Origin of the sequence: Chlorobaculum parvum NCIB 8327 (genome assembly GCF_000020505.1) — a bacterium.
Taxonomy (GTDB): domain Bacteria; phylum Bacteroidota; class Chlorobiia; order Chlorobiales; family Chlorobiaceae; genus Chlorobaculum; species Chlorobaculum parvum_A.
Map to the genome: position 1 here is coordinate 93,962 of NC_011027.1, position 16,039 is coordinate 110,000.

Sequence of the window (16,039 nt, forward strand, 5' to 3'; positions counted from 1 at the left end):
TCAACGCAATGAATACCGAAAAAACCTACCTCATTCGCCTCTATTTCAAGAACGCCCTTCGCGTGGGAGCAGCCCGTTCTGGCGTAGGCATAGAGGCATCTCAAGACTACATCCATTCGGACTCCTTTTGGGCAGCGCTTGCAAACTACTGGGCGCTTCTTGGCTCTGCCGGAGGCATCTCATTTGCTGAGTTTCTCGAAGGCTTTCGCGTAGGGAGTACTAGCTCTGGCGCATCTTCTGGCGTGCCGCCACTCTTTACTATTTCGTCAGTATTTCCGTTTGCCAGAAGTTCAGGAATGCGCCGCTATTGGCTGCCTAAACCCCTCTCCGTTCCGTTTGACCTCTCCACGAGCAACTCTAAAGAGTCGAGAGATTCAGAGAGAGAGAACTACGGCAAAGCGTTGAAACAGGCTCGACTTCTCTCGGACAAAACTTTCACCAATTGGCAAGCTTTTGAGCATCAGGTTGGGTACGAAGTAGGCAACGAAAAGGATTTCAGCTCCACAGGCAAAAACAACGTTCGTCCCCAGTCCTCTCTTGACAGGATAACAAGCCAATCGAATCTCTTTCATAGCGGCATCTCCTACCTCAATCCCAACGACAATGACGAAGGGCTGTACGTTCTTGTGAAAACATCCGATGAGCGCGTCAAGGAAGCGCTGGAAGAGGTGCTCGATGTTATCCGCGATGCCGGTGGACTTGGCGGAGACATCAGCTCAGGATGTGGCGAGTTGGTCAACTATTCGATAGAGCTTATTGGCAGCAATGACAAAAAATGGGCTTTTCTGCGTGAGTGTGATGGTGCAAATGCCCGTTGCCTGCTCTCACTCTGTTTGCCGAGCGACCCAAAAACCATCAGCACCAAATTGGTTGCCTATGACACCGTACTCCGCAAAGGGTGGACAGGCTCCTTGACGGCGAGCCTGCAACGCAAACGCCAAACCCTTTACATGCTTTCGGAAGGAACTGTTCTTTCCGTTGAAGAGCAAGGACAAATGGCGACCATTACCCCCGCCTCCACAAAAACACCTGATTGGACAGGCCAACATCCGGTTTATCGTTACGGATATGCGTTCTCAGTACCAATCAAGATCACCTTCGAGGATTGAGATGGATAAGACAACAAAATCTAAAGAAACTGCCATTATCGAGCTGGAAACGCTCACCCCTCTCTTCATTAAAGGCAAAGACCCCGACTATGGCGAGGGAATGTATTTTTTCCCAAATGAAAACAAAGCCTATCTCCTCGATAACGATAAGTTGTGTAAATTTATTTATGATAAAACGTATGATAAAGATGGTAATATCTTAGTGGATGGAAAAGATTATGTTGCATTGTATAGTGAATTATTGGCGAATGAAGGTGGCGAAAAAGAGATTGCTGGTTTGTATGATAAATTTTCTCGGTTCCAGGCTCAAAGATAGATTCTAGTTTAGACGATATTCCTAAGCAAGATAAAGAACGTTTGAAGGGTAAGTCTATTCAGTATTTTCTTGACAATCTTGACTTGTTAGAAAAAAATAAAAAATCCGAGATCGAGCGTCTTTCCAGGGGGGTTACTACACTCCACTTATCAAACAAGAACAAAAAGTTTATTCAGAATGGATGTGGTGAGCGTTTCCTGCCAGGCAGCTCCATCAAAGGAGCAATAAGAAATGCACTTTTATGGAAAATGCTCAATGCTGATATGGGATTAAAACTCAAATTCTCAAAATTTGCTTACGATAAGTTTCAATGGTGTGAGGAGTGGACTCAAGCCAAAGTATTAGAATATATAAATGGCCTATCAGGGCTATCCCCTCAAAAACAAGAGGAGGAAAAAGAAAGATATAAGAAAAAGAAGCCGAGAGAGTTTGCTTCCCGCTTTTCTCGAAAAGATGACGACGCACCAACTTCCTTGGCACAGGCATCGCTCGATTCTATAACCTTGGCAGCTTTCTCTCCAGAGTTTGCAGGCAATAAAGCATTAGTCACGCCAAAGTATATCAAGGAATATAATGAGCAGTGGGGAAAAGCAACCGACATTCATCGAGATCTTTCCCGTATCATCAGAATTACGGATGCTAACTTTATCGAAAGAGCTAAATGGAAAAAAATCGATATAGCAACATACAATTTAAGGGGTGAAAGGTTTCAGAAAAGAGATAATACATTTGCCAAACTTGAGGCTACTGATAAAACAACAAAAGCTTGGTTCAGAATTACTCTTGATCACGATCTTGCGAGAGAATTTTTTGGAAATAGCATTCCGACATATCTCCAATCAATTGAAAATATCTTGAAAACAGTGAGCGAGTTCTTTTATGCGGTAGCGAGAGAGGAACTCGACTTTTATGGAAAAGCAACTCACGTTGGTCCTGTGCATGCTGTGAAAAAGTGGTACGAAGAGTTACTGCGTTCTGCGGAGCTTGAGGGACAAGAGGGGGCTCAGCTGTTTCGTCTGGGTTGGGGCGGTGGGATGATGACGAAAACCCAATTTCTCCATCTCGATGAGAAAGACAGAAAACGATCCAGAGACTTGATGAACCCTCGTGATGAAACGGTTGCACCACAATCGAGATGCTTGCAGACCGAAAAGGTAAATGGGAATAACAACAGAAATCAAGAGGATAAAGCTCTTCACCCATTAGGCTGGTGCACGCTCCGTTATCTCGGAAGCAACATAGCTAAAGCTAAAGATGCGTCGGCCAACGCTGAAGCCAAACGGCAAGCAACAGAACCTGCACCACCCGGTTGCGTTCGTGCAACTATAATGGATGACGAAAGTTTTCCAATTAAGATCAAAATTGAAGAAGGTGAGTATCAGAACTCTAACACCAATCTGAAAATCATGGAGCTTCAGGATCTCCAGAACACTCAATTCAAAAAAGGTGTGGTTGTGTTTGTGCAACTTAATGAACAACAAGGGAAAAAAGGCAAGAAATCACTTAGGAATGCAACCTACAGAGGCAAACCATGATTGACGCTATATATATCAATAGGCGAGTTGAAAAGCTTTCAAAAAACGAACCTGAAAAGGTTCAATGGCGGAACTTACTTAGAAACCTTAGCGATGACCAAGATAATATATCTAACCATGCAGATTCAGAAAAAAGGATTACTAAATATTTTGGCGTTAATGCTGAGTTTCATCCAGATAACAAAACCTTTTTCAAATCACCCTTTAGTAAATCGCTAAAGGCCTTTCGTGCTCTATACTCAATCGATTATCCAACAGACGAAGGTGACTCTTGTGACCTTTTGATGTCGATTGTAGGTTTTTCGCTGGAGCCTATCATGCACACAGTATTGACTCTCAGACCGAAAAACTTGCTTTTCCTTTTCTCGAAAGAGAGCTCTTTGATAGGAAGTAAAGATGTGAACGCTTTTGATCGTCTTCAAGCACTTATCGCTTGTCATGGCGATGGTTACAATCCCAAAATCGATCAAGAAATTCTCGAAGTTGCCGATGCGCCTCACGTTTTTTCAGTCGTGCGCGATGCAATCACGAAAGCCTCTTCACCTGAACGAGTCGCCATAGACGTTACCGGCGGGAAAAAGTCTATGGATGCATCCGCTTTTCTTGCAGCCTCACTCTTTGAAAAGGTCGCAATCTACTATGTTGATTATGCAAGCTATGACACTGATAAAGGCTTTCCTGTTTGGGGGTCAGAATTCCTAAACAAGCTGGAAAATCCTTACAAAGTGTTCGGTGTGCGTGAAGAGAAGCTTATTAAAGAGTTTTGGGATAAAGCTGATTTCCCTGCTGTTGTAAAGTTTATTAAACTATGCATAGACAAGCTAAAACCAGAGATTGCAAAAAAGTACCGCCTTACTGAAAAAATTAATCAGCTTGAATTAGTGAAAAAAGCAGCTGAGTGTTACACAGAGTGGCGAATATTTGATTACCAAAAAGCTAAGGATAAGCCTTTTAAAGGATGCGATAAACACCACAGCAATGTTCTTGAAGAGCTTGCCAAGTGCTCTACTTTAGAAGCCGATCAAAACATCAATAACCAACAAAGCGCTCAACTTGCGTTGGCTTTGGCAATTGATAGATACCGTCGTGGGTCTGATGCATATGAGCATGAAAAGCATAGCACAGCTATCCTCTGCTATGCGCAGTCTGTCGAGATATTGTTACGCTTCTGCTGCAAAAAAGATTGGAATGAGCTCAAGCAGAAAAGGAATTGTAAAGGCATAAAAATGCTTGGAGACCTAAGGCGCGTTCTTTTTAAAGACAACCCATTTTATTTTAATGCTCCAGGCTTTGGTGAACGCCTCAATGAAAATGTAAATAAGGCTAGAAATGCAATCGCTCATTATAATTGCATCTCTTCAAGTGAAAATTCAGATATCAAAATCGATGCTGAATGCATGCGTGAAGTTGTTGATGAATTATTCTTTTTGTTTGTAAATAAACACGGTTTAGCAGAAGGGTTAATCAATGAGTATAAGCAATCTCTATCCTTTTGCTCGCTTAACGAAAATCTTGAGCTTTACAAGCCTTAACCAATCGCTGAAAAGCGCCCTCACCCATGCGCATAACCCTCGAACTTTCGCATCGCCGTTCGTTTGTGACGGTGCCGATCAATCACTCCTCCCTGATCTCTTCCCTGATCTATAACGTCATCGACAGGAGTTCGAGCGAGTATGCGGAGCGGTTGCATGAGCAGGGATACCGGTTGGAGAATCGGGCGTTCAAGTTGTTTACCTTTTCGCCGCTGAATCCGGGGCATCACCGTAAATGGGTGATGCACGAAAACGGGACGATGAGTACCGGTGAAAAGAGGCTCTATCTGACAATCTCCTCACCGAAAGAAGAGTTCATCGAGCATCTGATTCTTGGCCTGCTGCACGAGCCGTTTGTTTCAGTGGGCAAGGAGCGCTTCAGAGTGGAGACGGTCAGGAAGCTCGATGCGCCTCTGTTTTCAGGCGATATGCGATTCGTGATGCTTTCGCCGCTGGTGTGTGCGACAAAGAGCGAAGCGGATCAGTATCCCCAATATCTGTTTCCGGGCGATCCTGATTTCAAGCGGGTGCTGGTAGCCAACCTTTGCCGGAAGTACGAGGTTCTGCACGGCAAGCCGATTGCCTGCGACGAAAATGATGTCATGTTCGAGCTTGATCGGGATTATGTGGCTAAGGTACATGGCAAGGTGCAGAAGCTGATTACCCTGAAAGAGGGGCGGAGCGACGAGTCAAAGGTAAAGGGTACGCTTGCGCCGTTTCGTTTGGTAGCTCCAACGGAATTGATCGAGGTCGGCTACGAATGCGGCTTCGGCGAGAAGAATGCCCAAGGGTTCGGCATGGTCAAGGCGATCAATTGACAAACATGCCCCATTTATAATAACTCAGGGTTGGAGGCGTTTCGGTGGCTTTATACAGTCTCTCGATGTTTTTGGCAGAAAGTTACCAACTCTATTTGCAGAGAATTGGTGGTGTTCTGTGGTCAGGCGCCAGAAAGTTACCAACTTTATTTATTTCCAAAGATTTCGACCCCCTGAATTTTCTGCCTTACAGCGGGGCAAAGTTACTGACTTTATTTTCATCCCACACCGGGAAACCGCAGTGCTTTCGATAAGGCTGTGGTTTCCCGGAAGTCACTCCCATTTCCTCCCTTCGGGAATTATTTCCTTTCCTCCTCCGGTTAACTGACGAATAGGCATACAATCCTGTTGCCGGATTTTCATTTAAATCATACAGTTATGGACGGCCATATCGTCATTACGGGAGCGACCGGTGTTATCGGCAAAGAGGTTGCGAAGCGGCTCATCACTTCAGGACGCAAGGTTGTTGTGTTTGCGCGTTCCACAGAGGCGGCGAAAGCCAAGGTGCCTGGCGCCGCAGCTTATGTGCACTGGGATTCTGACATGGCGACGGGCGAGTGGACCAAATGGATCGACGGTGCGTACGGCGTAATTCATCTTGCAGGCAAGCCGTTGCTTGAGGCGCGGTGGACCGAAGAGCACAAGAAGGCCTGTTACGATTCCCGCATCGACGGTACCCGGGCGCTGGTTGCAGCTATGACGGCCGCTTCGGCCAAGCCGAAGGTTTTTCTCTCATCCTCGGCCATCGGTTACTACGGCTCGTTCGAGCGGTGTCAGGATACGCCGCAGCTTGGCGAATCTGGGGCTCCAGGAAAGGATTTTCTGGCCCAAATCTGTTTCGACTGGGAAAAGGAAGCGCTTCCGGCTGAGCAACTCGGTATTCGGGTAATACGCCTGAGGACGGGCATCGTGCTTTCCAGCAAGGGGGGGATGTTACAGAAGATGATGACGCCGTTCGACTTTTTTATCGGCGGATCGATCGGTTCAGGCCAGCAGTGCATTTCGTGGATTCATCTCGATGACGAGGTGGAAATCATTCTCGAAGCGCTTGACAAGGAAGAGTTTCACGGCCCGATCAATGCCGTTGCTCCCGATCCGGTGAACATGAAAGACTTTGCGGATGCGCTCGGTTCGGTGATGCATCGGCCATCACTTTTTCCGGTGCCTAAACTGGCTGTTCAGGTACTCATGGGTGAGGGTGCGGAGTATGCCGTCAAAGGGCAGAACGTCAAGCCCGAGTTTCTTCAGCAGCATGGCTTTTCGTTTGCCTGGGCCCACCTGCATGATGCGCTTGCCGATCTCATTTCCAGAAAGATTTGAAGTTCCGGAGAGGCATAAAAAAAGCGGGCCAGGCCTTGTGAGCCTGCCCGCATGAGCTTTTTGACGAGAGAAAAACCGCTATTAGTAGCGCTCTCTTCTCATCGGCCTCTCTTCGCGCGGCCTTGCCTCGTTGACTTTTATGGTGCGGCCTTTGAAGTCTTTGTCGTTCATGGCGTCGATCGCTTCACGAGCCTCGCCGTCGTTCGGCATATCGACAAATCCGAAGCCTTTGGAACGGCCTGAAAACTTGTCGGTAATGATGTTGGCGCTGTGCACCTGCCCGAACTCAGAGAACGCATCGCGTAAGTCATCTTCCGAAACGCTGTACGGCAGATTGCCAATGTAAATATTCATTGTGGGACGGTAGAAACATGTGCTTCGATAGAGAATTTCGCCATCGGATAACCAAAGCACCAATCATCCGTCAAGCGATCAGCCAACCACTGGCTAATTAATTAAGATGCAATTTACCTCAATAAACTATCCTTTTCAAAAAGAAAAACGTTTCGGCTTGATTAATTCTTGATGTTTTTTAAGCCGGACAAGTTCTCTTTTTTCTCCTTTTGCGTTCCCTTTCTCTCTCTTCAAGCCTCTTTTTTCATTTCATCTTCTTCGGCCAGAAAAATTCCTGAATGTCGGTTTTTCCGCCTTTTTCTACTATTTCGTAAGAAAGTTGCTTGTAATTCTTGTTTCGCCTTAAATGAATCGTTATTATCAACACTCATTCATAAAATTTTTAGGATTTATTAATCGAATAAGACGGGATGTTTATGGGTAACAAACTGAGATCATCACTGCTTGTTCTGTTTGCGCTGATGATGGCTCACAATACCGGATGGGCTGCCGAAAGTGTGACTTCGGATACCGGTACGACGTCATGGATGCTGACTTCCACGGCACTGGTGTTGCTGATGGTGCCAGGTCTGGCCATGTTCTATGGTGGCCTTGTCCGGACGAAAAACGTTCTTGGTACCATGATGCACAGCTTTGCCGCTATGGTGATTATCGGCGTGATCTGGCCTGCGGTGGGTTATGCGCTGAGCTTTGGCCCCAATATTCTTGGTGGACTGGTTGGCTGGAACAGCGACTATTTCATGTTGCAGGGTATCGATAACGCGATTATGGACAGCCATATTCCTGAATATGTATTCGCCATGTTCCAGGGCAAGTTTGCCATCATCACTCCGGCGCTGATTGCCGGTGCGTTTGCCGAGCGTGTCAATTTCAAGGGCTACCTTCTGTTCATCGCGCTCTGGAGCATCGTGGTCTATACGCCGATCTGCCACTGGGTGTGGGCTGCTGACGGCTTTCTGTTCAACCTCGGTGCTGCCGGTGCGATCGACTTCGCAGGTGGCACGGTGGTTCATATTTCGTCCGGTGTTACGGCGCTGGTTGCCGCGCTGTACCTCGGCGCCCGCCGTGGTTACCCGAGGAATGTGATGCATCCGAACAATCTGGTCATGACCCTGATGGGCGCCGGTCTGCTTTGGGTTGGCTGGTTCGGCTTCAACGCCGGCAGCGCCATTTCGAGCGATCTTGCCACCGCCCGTGCCCTGACCGTGACCCAGATGGCCGCCGCTGCCGGTGCGTTCACCTGGATGATGGTTGAGCTCGTTCACTACGGCAAGGCCACCAGTCTTGGCGTGGCATCGGGCATTCTTGCCGGTCTGGTTGCAATCACTCCGGCCGCCGGGGTTGTGCCGCCTTTCGGTGCATTCGCGCTGGGCGCCATTGCTGCTCTGATCTGCTACATGGCCATTACGCTCAAAAACAAGCTCGGTTACGATGACAGCCTCGATGCGTTCGGCGTGCACGGTGTCGGTGGTATTGTCGGCGCTCTTTTCCTCACCTTTTTCATTCGTCCCTCCTGGATGGCCGAGGCTGCTGAAGCTGCCGGCGGTTCCTGGACGGTGTGGCAGCAGCTCGGTGTTCAGGCTACGGCGGTGGGCGTTACGGTGGTGTTTGCCGCTGTCGTTTCGCTGGTGCTGCTGGTGATTGTGGAAAAAACCGTCGGTTTGCGTATCGGCGAAAGCGATGAAATGTCCGGCCTTGACCACAGCATGCACGGTGAGCAGGGATACGGCCTTATCAATCCTAACTGATAGAAAACAGTATGAAACTTATTACCGCTATCATTCCTCCGGACAGGCTTGACCACGTTCGCGAAGCGCTGATACAGGCCGATATTACCAGAATTACGGTCAGCCGCGTGAGCGGCCACGGCCGCCAGGAGGATATCGAGTATTATCGTGGCCAGAAAATCGCTCCGAACCTTATTCCGAAGGTGCGTCTGGATATCGCCGTCAACGATCAATATGTCGATACCACCATCGATACCATCATCGAAGCCGCGCGGCATGCCGCTGGCAAAATCGGCGACGGCAAGATTTTCGTTACGCCGCTGGAGCAGTGCATCAGGATCAGGACTGACGAGCGCGGAGGAAGCGCTATCTGAGCCTTGATTCAGCACGGTTCGTGCACCGATTATCTAATGAAAGCAGAAGCCGCCGGGAGACAGACGTTCTCCGGCGGCTTCTGCTTTTCAGCTCAAATGCGTTCAGGCTTGGCGGTGTTCATGGTTTCGCTTCTCGCCAGCTGGGCGAAAGGAGGTCGAGCCATTTTTTTGCATCGGTGTCACCGCGCCGGGCGGCCTGGTGTAAATCTTTGAAAGCACCGGTGCTGTCTCTGCTCTTGAGGCGGGCGACGGCTCTGTGGAAATAGGCTGCTCCCATTTTCCAGTCGATCTTCAAGGCTCCAGTGAAGTCGCTGATCGCTTCGGTGTGACGGCCTGCGATGTCGTTGACGATGCCGCGATTGAAGTAGCCGACGGCCCGGAAGTAGGGATCGTCCTGCTCGATAAGGATGGTGTAATCGTCGAAGGCCTGCTGTAATTGCCGCATTTTCTGCCATGCCGCACCCCGCATCTGGTAGGCCATGATCATGCGATCATCTTTGTTGATGGCTTTGGTGTAAAGGCGCACTGCCTCTTCCAGCTCTCCAGCTTTTTGCTTTGAGAGCGCCTGGTTGTAGTACTCCTCGGCCGATTGTGCCGCGCACGGCGAGGCGAGCGAGGCCAGGATGGCGAAGGCAAGCATGGGTGTAGCAGCACGGCGCTTCATAAGGAAGTGATCGAATGAATGGAGGGTGTTTTATGGATTGGTTCCGAACACCGATAACGGCATCGGGTGGCAACAAGTTCGCATCCCGGTTTGTCGGGGATTCCGGTTTCCGTGCTCCGTTTGCTTTGCTGTCGAACTTCCTGAGCGTCAAGTGGCGCGGGAGAGTTCGGCGTTATTGCGGCAAACGAGGGCCGTCGGGGTAAAAATACCGATCGTGGTTCAAAAATTTAAACGGAAAGTCTTTACCTTGTAGGGGTACGCGGAGAGCTGCGGCGCTTCGGATTGGCCTTCCGTCAAGGCCGGCGCTGTATGGCGATCTCTTGAAAACGGTAGCATCGCCTTACTGAAAGCTCTTCAGAAGGCATCGTTGTCTGCCCACATCTCAATTCGAAATCAACAGGTACTGCATGTTCCGCATCAGTCTGGAAGAGTTCGAAGGCCCGCTCGACCTTCTCCTGTTTTTTATCAAGCGTGACGAGCTTGACATCTACAATATTCCGGTTTCAAAGATTACCGGCGACTTCATCGCCTACATCCATGCCATGCAGCGGCTGAATCTTGAGGTCGCCGCCGAGTTCATCTACATGGCCTCGATGCTCATGAGCATCAAGGCGCGAATGCTGCTTCCTCGTCCGGAGCCCGAGGCTGGCGACGATGGCGAGTTCGACCCGAGAACCGAGCTGGTGCAGCGGCTCCTCGAATACAAGCGCATCAAAGAGGGGGCTTCCGAGCTTGAGTTGCTGGGTCTGGATCGTGAGCGGATGTTTCCGCGCGGCGTGTTCGAGGAGCTGGAACCGGAGGTGATCGACGAGATGGACGAACCGGTCAACCGTCCGACGCTGTACCACCTCATGCTGGCCTACCAGTCGGTGATCGACAACATGCCGAAAACGAGGACGCAGAACGTTTCAGACGCGCCGGTGACCATCGAGCAGCAGAGCGCCCTCATCATGACGCGCCTCGGTGAGCGGGTGCAGGTTTCCTTCACCTCCCTGTTCGATGAACTGCGCGAGGCGATTGTGATTGTCGTCACCTTTCTGGCCGTGCTCGAATTGTGTCGGAACAATAAAATTTCCGTCATCATCAAGGAGGGGGTCAACGATTTCTGGATTTCACAGCGAGAGCCCGTCGATTAACCGCCTAAACCCATAAGCCCATGCCCGAGATTGTGCCGTTCAAGGGGATTGTTTACGGCCCCGATGTCGCCAGCGAAGCCTCGAAGCTTATCTGCCCGCCTTACGACGCCATATCTGCCGACCTGCAGCGAGCGCTGTACGAGAGTTCGGATTACAATGCGGTTCGTCTGGAGTTGCCTGCCGAAGCCGACCGCTATGCCGCTGCGGCAGCCCGGCTCCACGAATGGCTTGCCGCATCGGTCCTTGTGCAGGACGATGAGCCCGCGCTCTACCCCTGCTTTCAGACCTTCGAGGACGAGCAGGGCGTAAGCCGCACGCGCAAGGGGCTGTTCGCTGCGCTGCGACTGTATGAGCCCTCCGAGCAGAAGGTGCTGCCGCACGAGCGGACGCTTTCCGGGCCGAAGGCCGACCGGCTGAAGATGTTTCGTGAGACCAAGGCGAACCTCAGCAGCATTTTCGGGCTGTATGCCGATCAGTCCCAACGCACCGACAAGCTGCTATATGAGTTCGTCGAAGGGCGCGAGCCGGTTCTCGATGCCGAGTTCGACGGGGTGCGGAGTCGCATGTGGCGCATGAGCGATCCGGCGCTGATCGCCCGGTTCGCCGCCAAACTCGATGCGCTGAAGGTGTACATCGCCGACGGGCATCATCGCTATGAAACCGGGCTGGCGTACAGGAACGAACGGGCTGCCGCCAATCCCGGCCATACGGGGCGTGAGCCTTATAACTATATCATGGCCTATTTGTCGAACATCTACGACGAGGGGCTGCTGATCCTGCCGATTCATCGCCTGGTGCACGGACTGGAATCGTTCGATCCCGAAGCTTTCATCGCGAGTCTCGATCGCGCGTTTACCGTCTGGGAGCTGCCCGGCAGGGGGGCGCTCGACGAGTTTCTCGCCACCGGCGGACAGCAGCCGTGCTACGGAATTGTGCTGCCGGAGATGGTGCTCGGCGTTTCGCTCGATGCGAAGCCTTCGGAAGTGTTGTCGGGGCCGGTGCCCGAGGCGTTGCAGGGGCTCGATGTGGTGGTGCTGCACGACCTCGTACTTGGCCAGATGCTTGGCATCGAGGCCGAGGCGGTCGAGAAGGAGAGCAACCTGACCTACGCCAACCGTATGGATGAGGTGTTTGACGCCGTTGCGTCGGGCAAGGCGCAGGTCGGCATCGTGCTTCGACCAACCGGAGCCGAGCAGGTGATGTCGGTCTCGCAGTCGGGTGAGGCGATGCCGCAGAAATCGACATGGTTCTATCCCAAGGTGATGACCGGCATGGTGTTCCGCTCTCTGGAGGGGGATGCATGATGGCTCAGGAGATGAGGGGCGAGTTTCTGTCGCATTCGGCTGACGAGACCCGCGAGTATGCGCGGCGGTTCGCTTCCGGGCTCGGGCCGGGCCAGACGGTTTGCCTGACCGGGACGCTTGGCGCGGGCAAGACCGAGTTCATGCGGGGCATCGCCGAAGTGTTCGGCTGCGAGGAGCAGCTCTCCAGCCCCACCTTTTCGCTGATGAATATCTACGAGGGCTCGATGCGTGGCCGCCCGGTCGAACTACACCATTTCGACCTGTATCGGATCGAATCGGAAAAGGAGCTTGACGCGGCGGGGTTCGACGACTATCTTTCGGGGCCGTTTCTGTCGGTGGTCGAGTGGGGCGAGCGTTTTTCGTCGCTCGACCGGCGCTACACCCGTCGGGTGGAGCTGCTCATTACCGGCGACGAGCAGCGGAAAATCGTCATCAGTTGAGTTGAGTCCATGAAGATTCTTGCCATCGAGTGCACCCACGGATTTGCCAGCGTCGCGGTCAGCCGAGACGGCACCATTGTTGAACAGCGCCTCGCCGAGTGGCAGAAAACCGCCGAAGCGCTGGTGCCGCTGGTGATGCAGGTTATGGCGGAGGCGGGGATTCCGTCCGCCGCTGAACTCGATGGCGTCGCGGTCTCCTCCGGTCCCGGTTCGTTCACCGCCCTGCGCATCGGCATGTCGGTGGCTAAGGGAATCGCTTTCGGTGCGGATTTGCCGCTCTTGCCGGTTCCTACCATGATCGCGCTGGCTTCCGCAGCCCTGCCGCATACCGAGGCTGCCAACCTCGTGCCGGTTATTCCATCCAGGGCAGGCGAGTATTTCGCGGCGATCTACCGGCGCGACGGCAAAGCGCTGACCGAGATCGAGAACTTCCGTTGCGATGCCGCCAAATTGCCCGGTCGTCTGGCTTCGCTTGGCGGAGCGTTCGTCATTGTCGGGCGGGGTGTCCAAACGCTTGCCGATGAGGTTCCGCAGCTTGCTTCCCGCTGCATCGAGGCTTCGTTTTTCACCGCATCTGCGCTGTTGCCTTTTGCCGAACAGGCGTTCGCGGCAGGCGGTGGCGAATCGAGCACCGATGCGACGCCCGAGTATCGCCAGGCGTTTGTGCCCAAACAGGCGCGCTCATGATGCAACCTGTGTTTTTTCTTTGACTTGCATGGTTTCAAAAGAACGTATCGTCCGATGTAACTATTTTGTAAAAAAGCATTTCAATTTCTCATTTGCCCATAAATAAAGGTGTTCAAACGAGCCCATTATTGACTATATTATGACGCGGGAATGCTTCTCGCCAGAACGATTTTTTATCATCAAAACGGATGTTTATGTCCCGTTCGGAACATGCCGCCTCTTCCGGGGTTGAAGCCCGCGAAGTGGCTATGAGTGAACTGCTTGCCAGGAGAGTTGCTGAATTGTCGCTTGAAAAGAAAGGTGAAGAGGTCAAGATTCTTGATGTTCGGGGCCTGACGAGTGTCACCGATTTTTTTGTCATTATTACCGCCGACTCGGAGCGAAAGAGCAAAGCTATTGCCGAGTTCATTGTCGATGAGCTTCGCGAAGAGGACGAGCGCCCGGCGCACGTCGAGGGGCTCGATACGCTTCACTGGGTGCTGATCGACTACATCGATGTGGTCGTGCATGTTTTTCAGCCGGACGATCGCCGTTTTTATGATCTGGAGTCGCTCTGGTCGGATGCCAAGGTGAGCACGGTCACACTGCCGGAGTCCAATGAATTTTCAGAGCCGTCCGAAGGCTGAAGCGATCGCTTGCCGGAGGGAAAGAGCTTTATGTTTTTACGAGCTATTTCATACATTAAGCCGTTGTTTGTCACGGTAAATCAAAGTCAGGGTATCGATTATGCAGCGCGAAAAGATATTGCCGATCAGCATTGAAGAGGAAATGCGGGATGCCTATCTCGATTATTCAATGTCGGTCATCGTCAGTCGAGCGCTGCCTGATGTGCGCGACGGCCTGAAGCCGGTGCATCGCCGTGTGCTGTACGGTATGCACGAGCTTGGTCTCCAGTCAAACAAGCCTCACAAGAAATCGGCTCGCGTGGTCGGTGAGGTGCTCGGTAAGTATCATCCGCATGGTGACTCGGCTGTTTACGACAGCCTTGTTCGCATGGTGCAGGACTTCTCGCTGCGCTATCCTCTGATCGACGGCCAGGGTAACTTCGGTTCGGTCGATGGCGACTCTCCGGCGGCGATGCGTTACACCGAGGTGCGCATGAAGGCGATCGCAGGCGAAATGCTCAAGGATCTCGACAAGGAGACGGTCGATTTCGCGCTGAACTTCGACGATTCGCTCGAAGAGCCGACGGTGCTTCCCTCGGCGATTCCGAATCTGCTGGTGAACGGTGCTTCGGGTATCGCGGTCGGCATGGCAACCAATATTCCGCCGCATAACATGCGCGAGGTGGTCAGCGGACTGATCGCCATGATCGACGATCCGGAGATCGAGATCACCGATCTCATGAAATATGTGACTGCGCCCGACTTCCCGACCGGAGGCATCATCTACGGCTACGAAGGTGTTCGTCAGGCCTACCTGACCGGTCGCGGCAAGGTGGTTATCCGGGCCAGGGCCGTCGTCGAGGTGACGCAGAAGAATGGTCGCGAGTCGATCATCGTTACCGAACTTCCCTATCAGGTCAACAAGGTCAGGCTTATCGAGAAGATTGTCGAGCTGGTGCACGACAAGAAGATCGAGGGCATCGCCGACATCCGCGACGAGTCCGACCGTGAAGGTATGCGTCTGGTGATCGAGCTGAAGCGCGACGCCGTGCCGAAGGTGGTGCTGAATCACCTCTACAAGCACACTCCGATGCAGGATACCTTCGGCGTTATCATGCTGGCTCTGGTCGATGGTGTGCCGAGAGTGCTCAATCTCAAGGAGATGATGCAGTACTACATCCGGCATCGCAACGAAATCGTGCTGCGCCGTACGCAATACGATCTCAACGCAGCCGAAAAGCGTGCGCACATCCTCGAAGGTCTCAAGATCTGCCTCGACAATCTCGACGAGGTGATCACCACCATTCGCCAGTCTCCCGATACTCCTACTGCGCAGAGCCGCCTGATCGACCGTTTCGGCTTGACCGAAGTGCAGGCCAAGGCGATTCTCGAAATGCGCTTGCAGCGCCTGACCGGCATGGAGCGCCAGAAAATCGACGACGAGTACAAGCAGACGATGGCGCTTATCGAAGAGCTGAAATCGATTCTCGCGAGCCCGGCCAAGCAGATGGAAATTATCAAGGAGGAGCTGCTCAAGGTCAGCGAGGTTTACGGCGACGAACGCCGCACCGAGATGCGTCCTCAGGAGGGCGACTTCTCGATCGAGGACATGATCGCCCAGGAGGATGTGGTCATTACCATCACCCACGACGGCTTCATCAAGCGCTTCCCGGTTTCGGGCTATCGCCGTCAGCATCGCGGTGGACGCGGCGTTGCCGGAGCGCAGGCGAAGAACGAGGATTTCATCGAGCACATGTTCATCGCTTCGACGCACAACTATATCCTCTTCTTCACCACGGCTGGTCGTTGCTACTGGCTCAAGGTGTACGAAATTCCGGAGGCGGGACGTTCGGCGCGTGGCCGTTCGCTGGCCAACATCATGGAGCTGCCGCCCGGCGAGAAGATCCGCACCTACATCAACATCCGGAACTTCGACGATCCGCACTTCATCATCATGGCTACGGCCAACGGCATCGTCAAGAAGACCGATCTCAAGCAGTACTCCAATCCGCGACGTACCGGCATCAACGCCATTACGATCGAGGAGGGCGATGAACTGATCGAGGCGCGCTTGACCGACGGCGACCATCAGGTTATTCTGGCCAAGAGCTCGGGCTA

Annotated in this window: 17 protein-coding genes (1 of these 17 only partly in view); 14 read left to right on the plus strand and 3 right to left on the minus strand. The window is 52.2% G+C overall.

The annotated features are described in order from the left end of the window. Positions 1-8: 8 nt before the first annotated feature. The 6 genes from csm4 to CPAR_RS00445 all read left to right on the plus strand — a co-directional run bounded on the left by csm4 (position 9) and on the right by CPAR_RS00445 (position 6,630). Positions 9-1,109, plus strand: coding sequence for a type III-A CRISPR-associated RAMP protein Csm4 (gene csm4 / locus CPAR_RS00420; RefSeq protein WP_012501344.1), 1,101 nt, complete (start codon positions 9-11; stop codon positions 1,107-1,109). A gap of 1 nt (position 1,110) precedes the next feature. Further along, on the plus strand, positions 1,111-1,425 hold the full coding sequence (locus CPAR_RS00425; protein ID WP_012501345.1) for a hypothetical protein: 315 nt from the start codon (positions 1,111-1,113) through the stop codon (positions 1,423-1,425). Between the two features lie 41 nt (positions 1,426-1,466). Beyond that, complete coding sequence (locus tag CPAR_RS00430) at positions 1,467-2,960, plus strand: RAMP superfamily CRISPR-associated protein (RefSeq protein ID WP_012501346.1); 1,494 nt, start codon at positions 1,467-1,469, stop codon at positions 2,958-2,960. After that, positions 2,957-4,492 carry a hypothetical protein gene (locus CPAR_RS00435; protein WP_012501347.1) on the plus strand — a complete coding sequence of 512 codons (1,536 nt, stop codon included), beginning with the start codon at positions 2,957-2,959 and terminating at the stop codon, positions 4,490-4,492. The genes CPAR_RS00430 and CPAR_RS00435 overlap by 4 nt, the downstream gene beginning before the upstream one ends. Positions 4,493-4,518: 26 nt before the next feature. Beyond that, positions 4,519-5,310, plus strand: coding sequence for a CRISPR-associated endoribonuclease Cas6 (gene cas6 / locus CPAR_RS00440; RefSeq protein ID WP_012501348.1), 792 nt, complete (start codon positions 4,519-4,521; stop codon positions 5,308-5,310). A 378-nt stretch (positions 5,311-5,688) separates the two neighbouring features. Next, entirely contained in the window at positions 5,689-6,630 is a 942-nt protein-coding gene (locus tag CPAR_RS00445) for a TIGR01777 family oxidoreductase (protein WP_012501349.1), read from the plus strand. Between the two features lie 81 nt (positions 6,631-6,711). Here CPAR_RS00445 and CPAR_RS00450 read toward each other — a convergent pair whose 3' ends face one another. Beyond that, on the minus strand, positions 6,712-6,984 hold the full coding sequence (locus CPAR_RS00450; protein ID WP_012501350.1) for an RNA recognition motif domain-containing protein: 273 nt from the start codon (positions 6,982-6,984) through the stop codon (positions 6,712-6,714). 230 nt (positions 6,985-7,214) lie between these two features. Continuing rightward, positions 7,215-7,355 carry a hypothetical protein gene (locus CPAR_RS10875; RefSeq protein WP_156773331.1) on the minus strand — a complete coding sequence of 47 codons (141 nt, stop codon included), beginning with the start codon at positions 7,353-7,355 and terminating at the stop codon, positions 7,215-7,217. A 45-nt stretch (positions 7,356-7,400) separates the two neighbouring features. Here CPAR_RS10875 and CPAR_RS00455 point away from each other — a divergent pair, with 45 nt between their 5' ends. Further along, positions 7,401-8,732: an ammonium transporter gene (locus CPAR_RS00455; RefSeq protein ID WP_041466210.1), complete on the plus strand. Its 1,332-nt coding sequence runs from the start codon at positions 7,401-7,403 to the stop codon at positions 8,730-8,732. Positions 8,733-8,743: 11 nt separating this feature from the next. Then, positions 8,744-9,085, plus strand: coding sequence for a P-II family nitrogen regulator (locus CPAR_RS00460; protein ID WP_012501352.1), 342 nt, complete (start codon positions 8,744-8,746; stop codon positions 9,083-9,085). 118 nt (positions 9,086-9,203) lie between these two features. Here the strand turns inward: CPAR_RS00460 and CPAR_RS00465 are convergent, their stop codons facing one another. Beyond that, positions 9,204-9,749 carry a tetratricopeptide repeat protein gene (locus CPAR_RS00465; RefSeq protein WP_041466079.1) on the minus strand — a complete coding sequence of 182 codons (546 nt, stop codon included), beginning with the start codon at positions 9,747-9,749 and terminating at the stop codon, positions 9,204-9,206. A 407-nt stretch (positions 9,750-10,156) separates the two neighbouring features. On the opposite strand from CPAR_RS00465, the gene CPAR_RS00470 reads away from it, so the two are divergent. The 6 genes from CPAR_RS00470 to gyrA form a co-directional block, all read left to right on the plus strand. Then, entirely contained in the window at positions 10,157-10,885 is a 729-nt protein-coding gene (locus CPAR_RS00470; protein ID WP_012501354.1) for a segregation and condensation protein A, read from the plus strand. Between the two features lie 20 nt (positions 10,886-10,905). Continuing rightward, positions 10,906-12,189, plus strand: a complete 1,284-nt coding sequence (locus CPAR_RS00475; RefSeq protein WP_012501355.1) for a DUF1015 domain-containing protein — start codon at positions 10,906-10,908, stop codon at positions 12,187-12,189. Beyond that, a complete protein-coding gene (gene tsaE / locus CPAR_RS00480) occupies positions 12,186-12,629 on the plus strand; it encodes a tRNA (adenosine(37)-N6)-threonylcarbamoyltransferase complex ATPase subunit type 1 TsaE (RefSeq protein WP_012501356.1) in 444 nt (147 codons plus the stop codon). Before CPAR_RS00475 ends, tsaE begins: the two co-directional genes overlap by 4 nt. Positions 12,630-12,638: 9 nt before the next feature. Next, entirely contained in the window at positions 12,639-13,316 is a 678-nt protein-coding gene (tsaB, locus tag CPAR_RS00485) for a tRNA (adenosine(37)-N6)-threonylcarbamoyltransferase complex dimerization subunit type 1 TsaB (RefSeq protein WP_012501357.1), read from the plus strand. Positions 13,317-13,504: 188 nt separating this feature from the next. After that, the gene (rsfS, locus tag CPAR_RS00490; RefSeq protein ID WP_012501358.1) at positions 13,505-13,942 is read left to right on the plus strand and encodes a ribosome silencing factor; all 438 of its coding nucleotides are present in this window, start codon (positions 13,505-13,507) and stop codon (positions 13,940-13,942) included. A 100-nt stretch (positions 13,943-14,042) separates the two neighbouring features. Continuing rightward, a protein-coding gene (gyrA, locus tag CPAR_RS00495) for a DNA gyrase subunit A (protein ID WP_012501359.1) crosses the window boundary here: on the plus strand, positions 14,043-16,039 show its 5' portion. The gene runs 484 nt beyond the window's last position; 1,997 of the gene's 2,481 nt are visible here — the first part of the coding sequence; its start codon is at positions 14,043-14,045; its stop codon lies beyond the right edge, outside the window.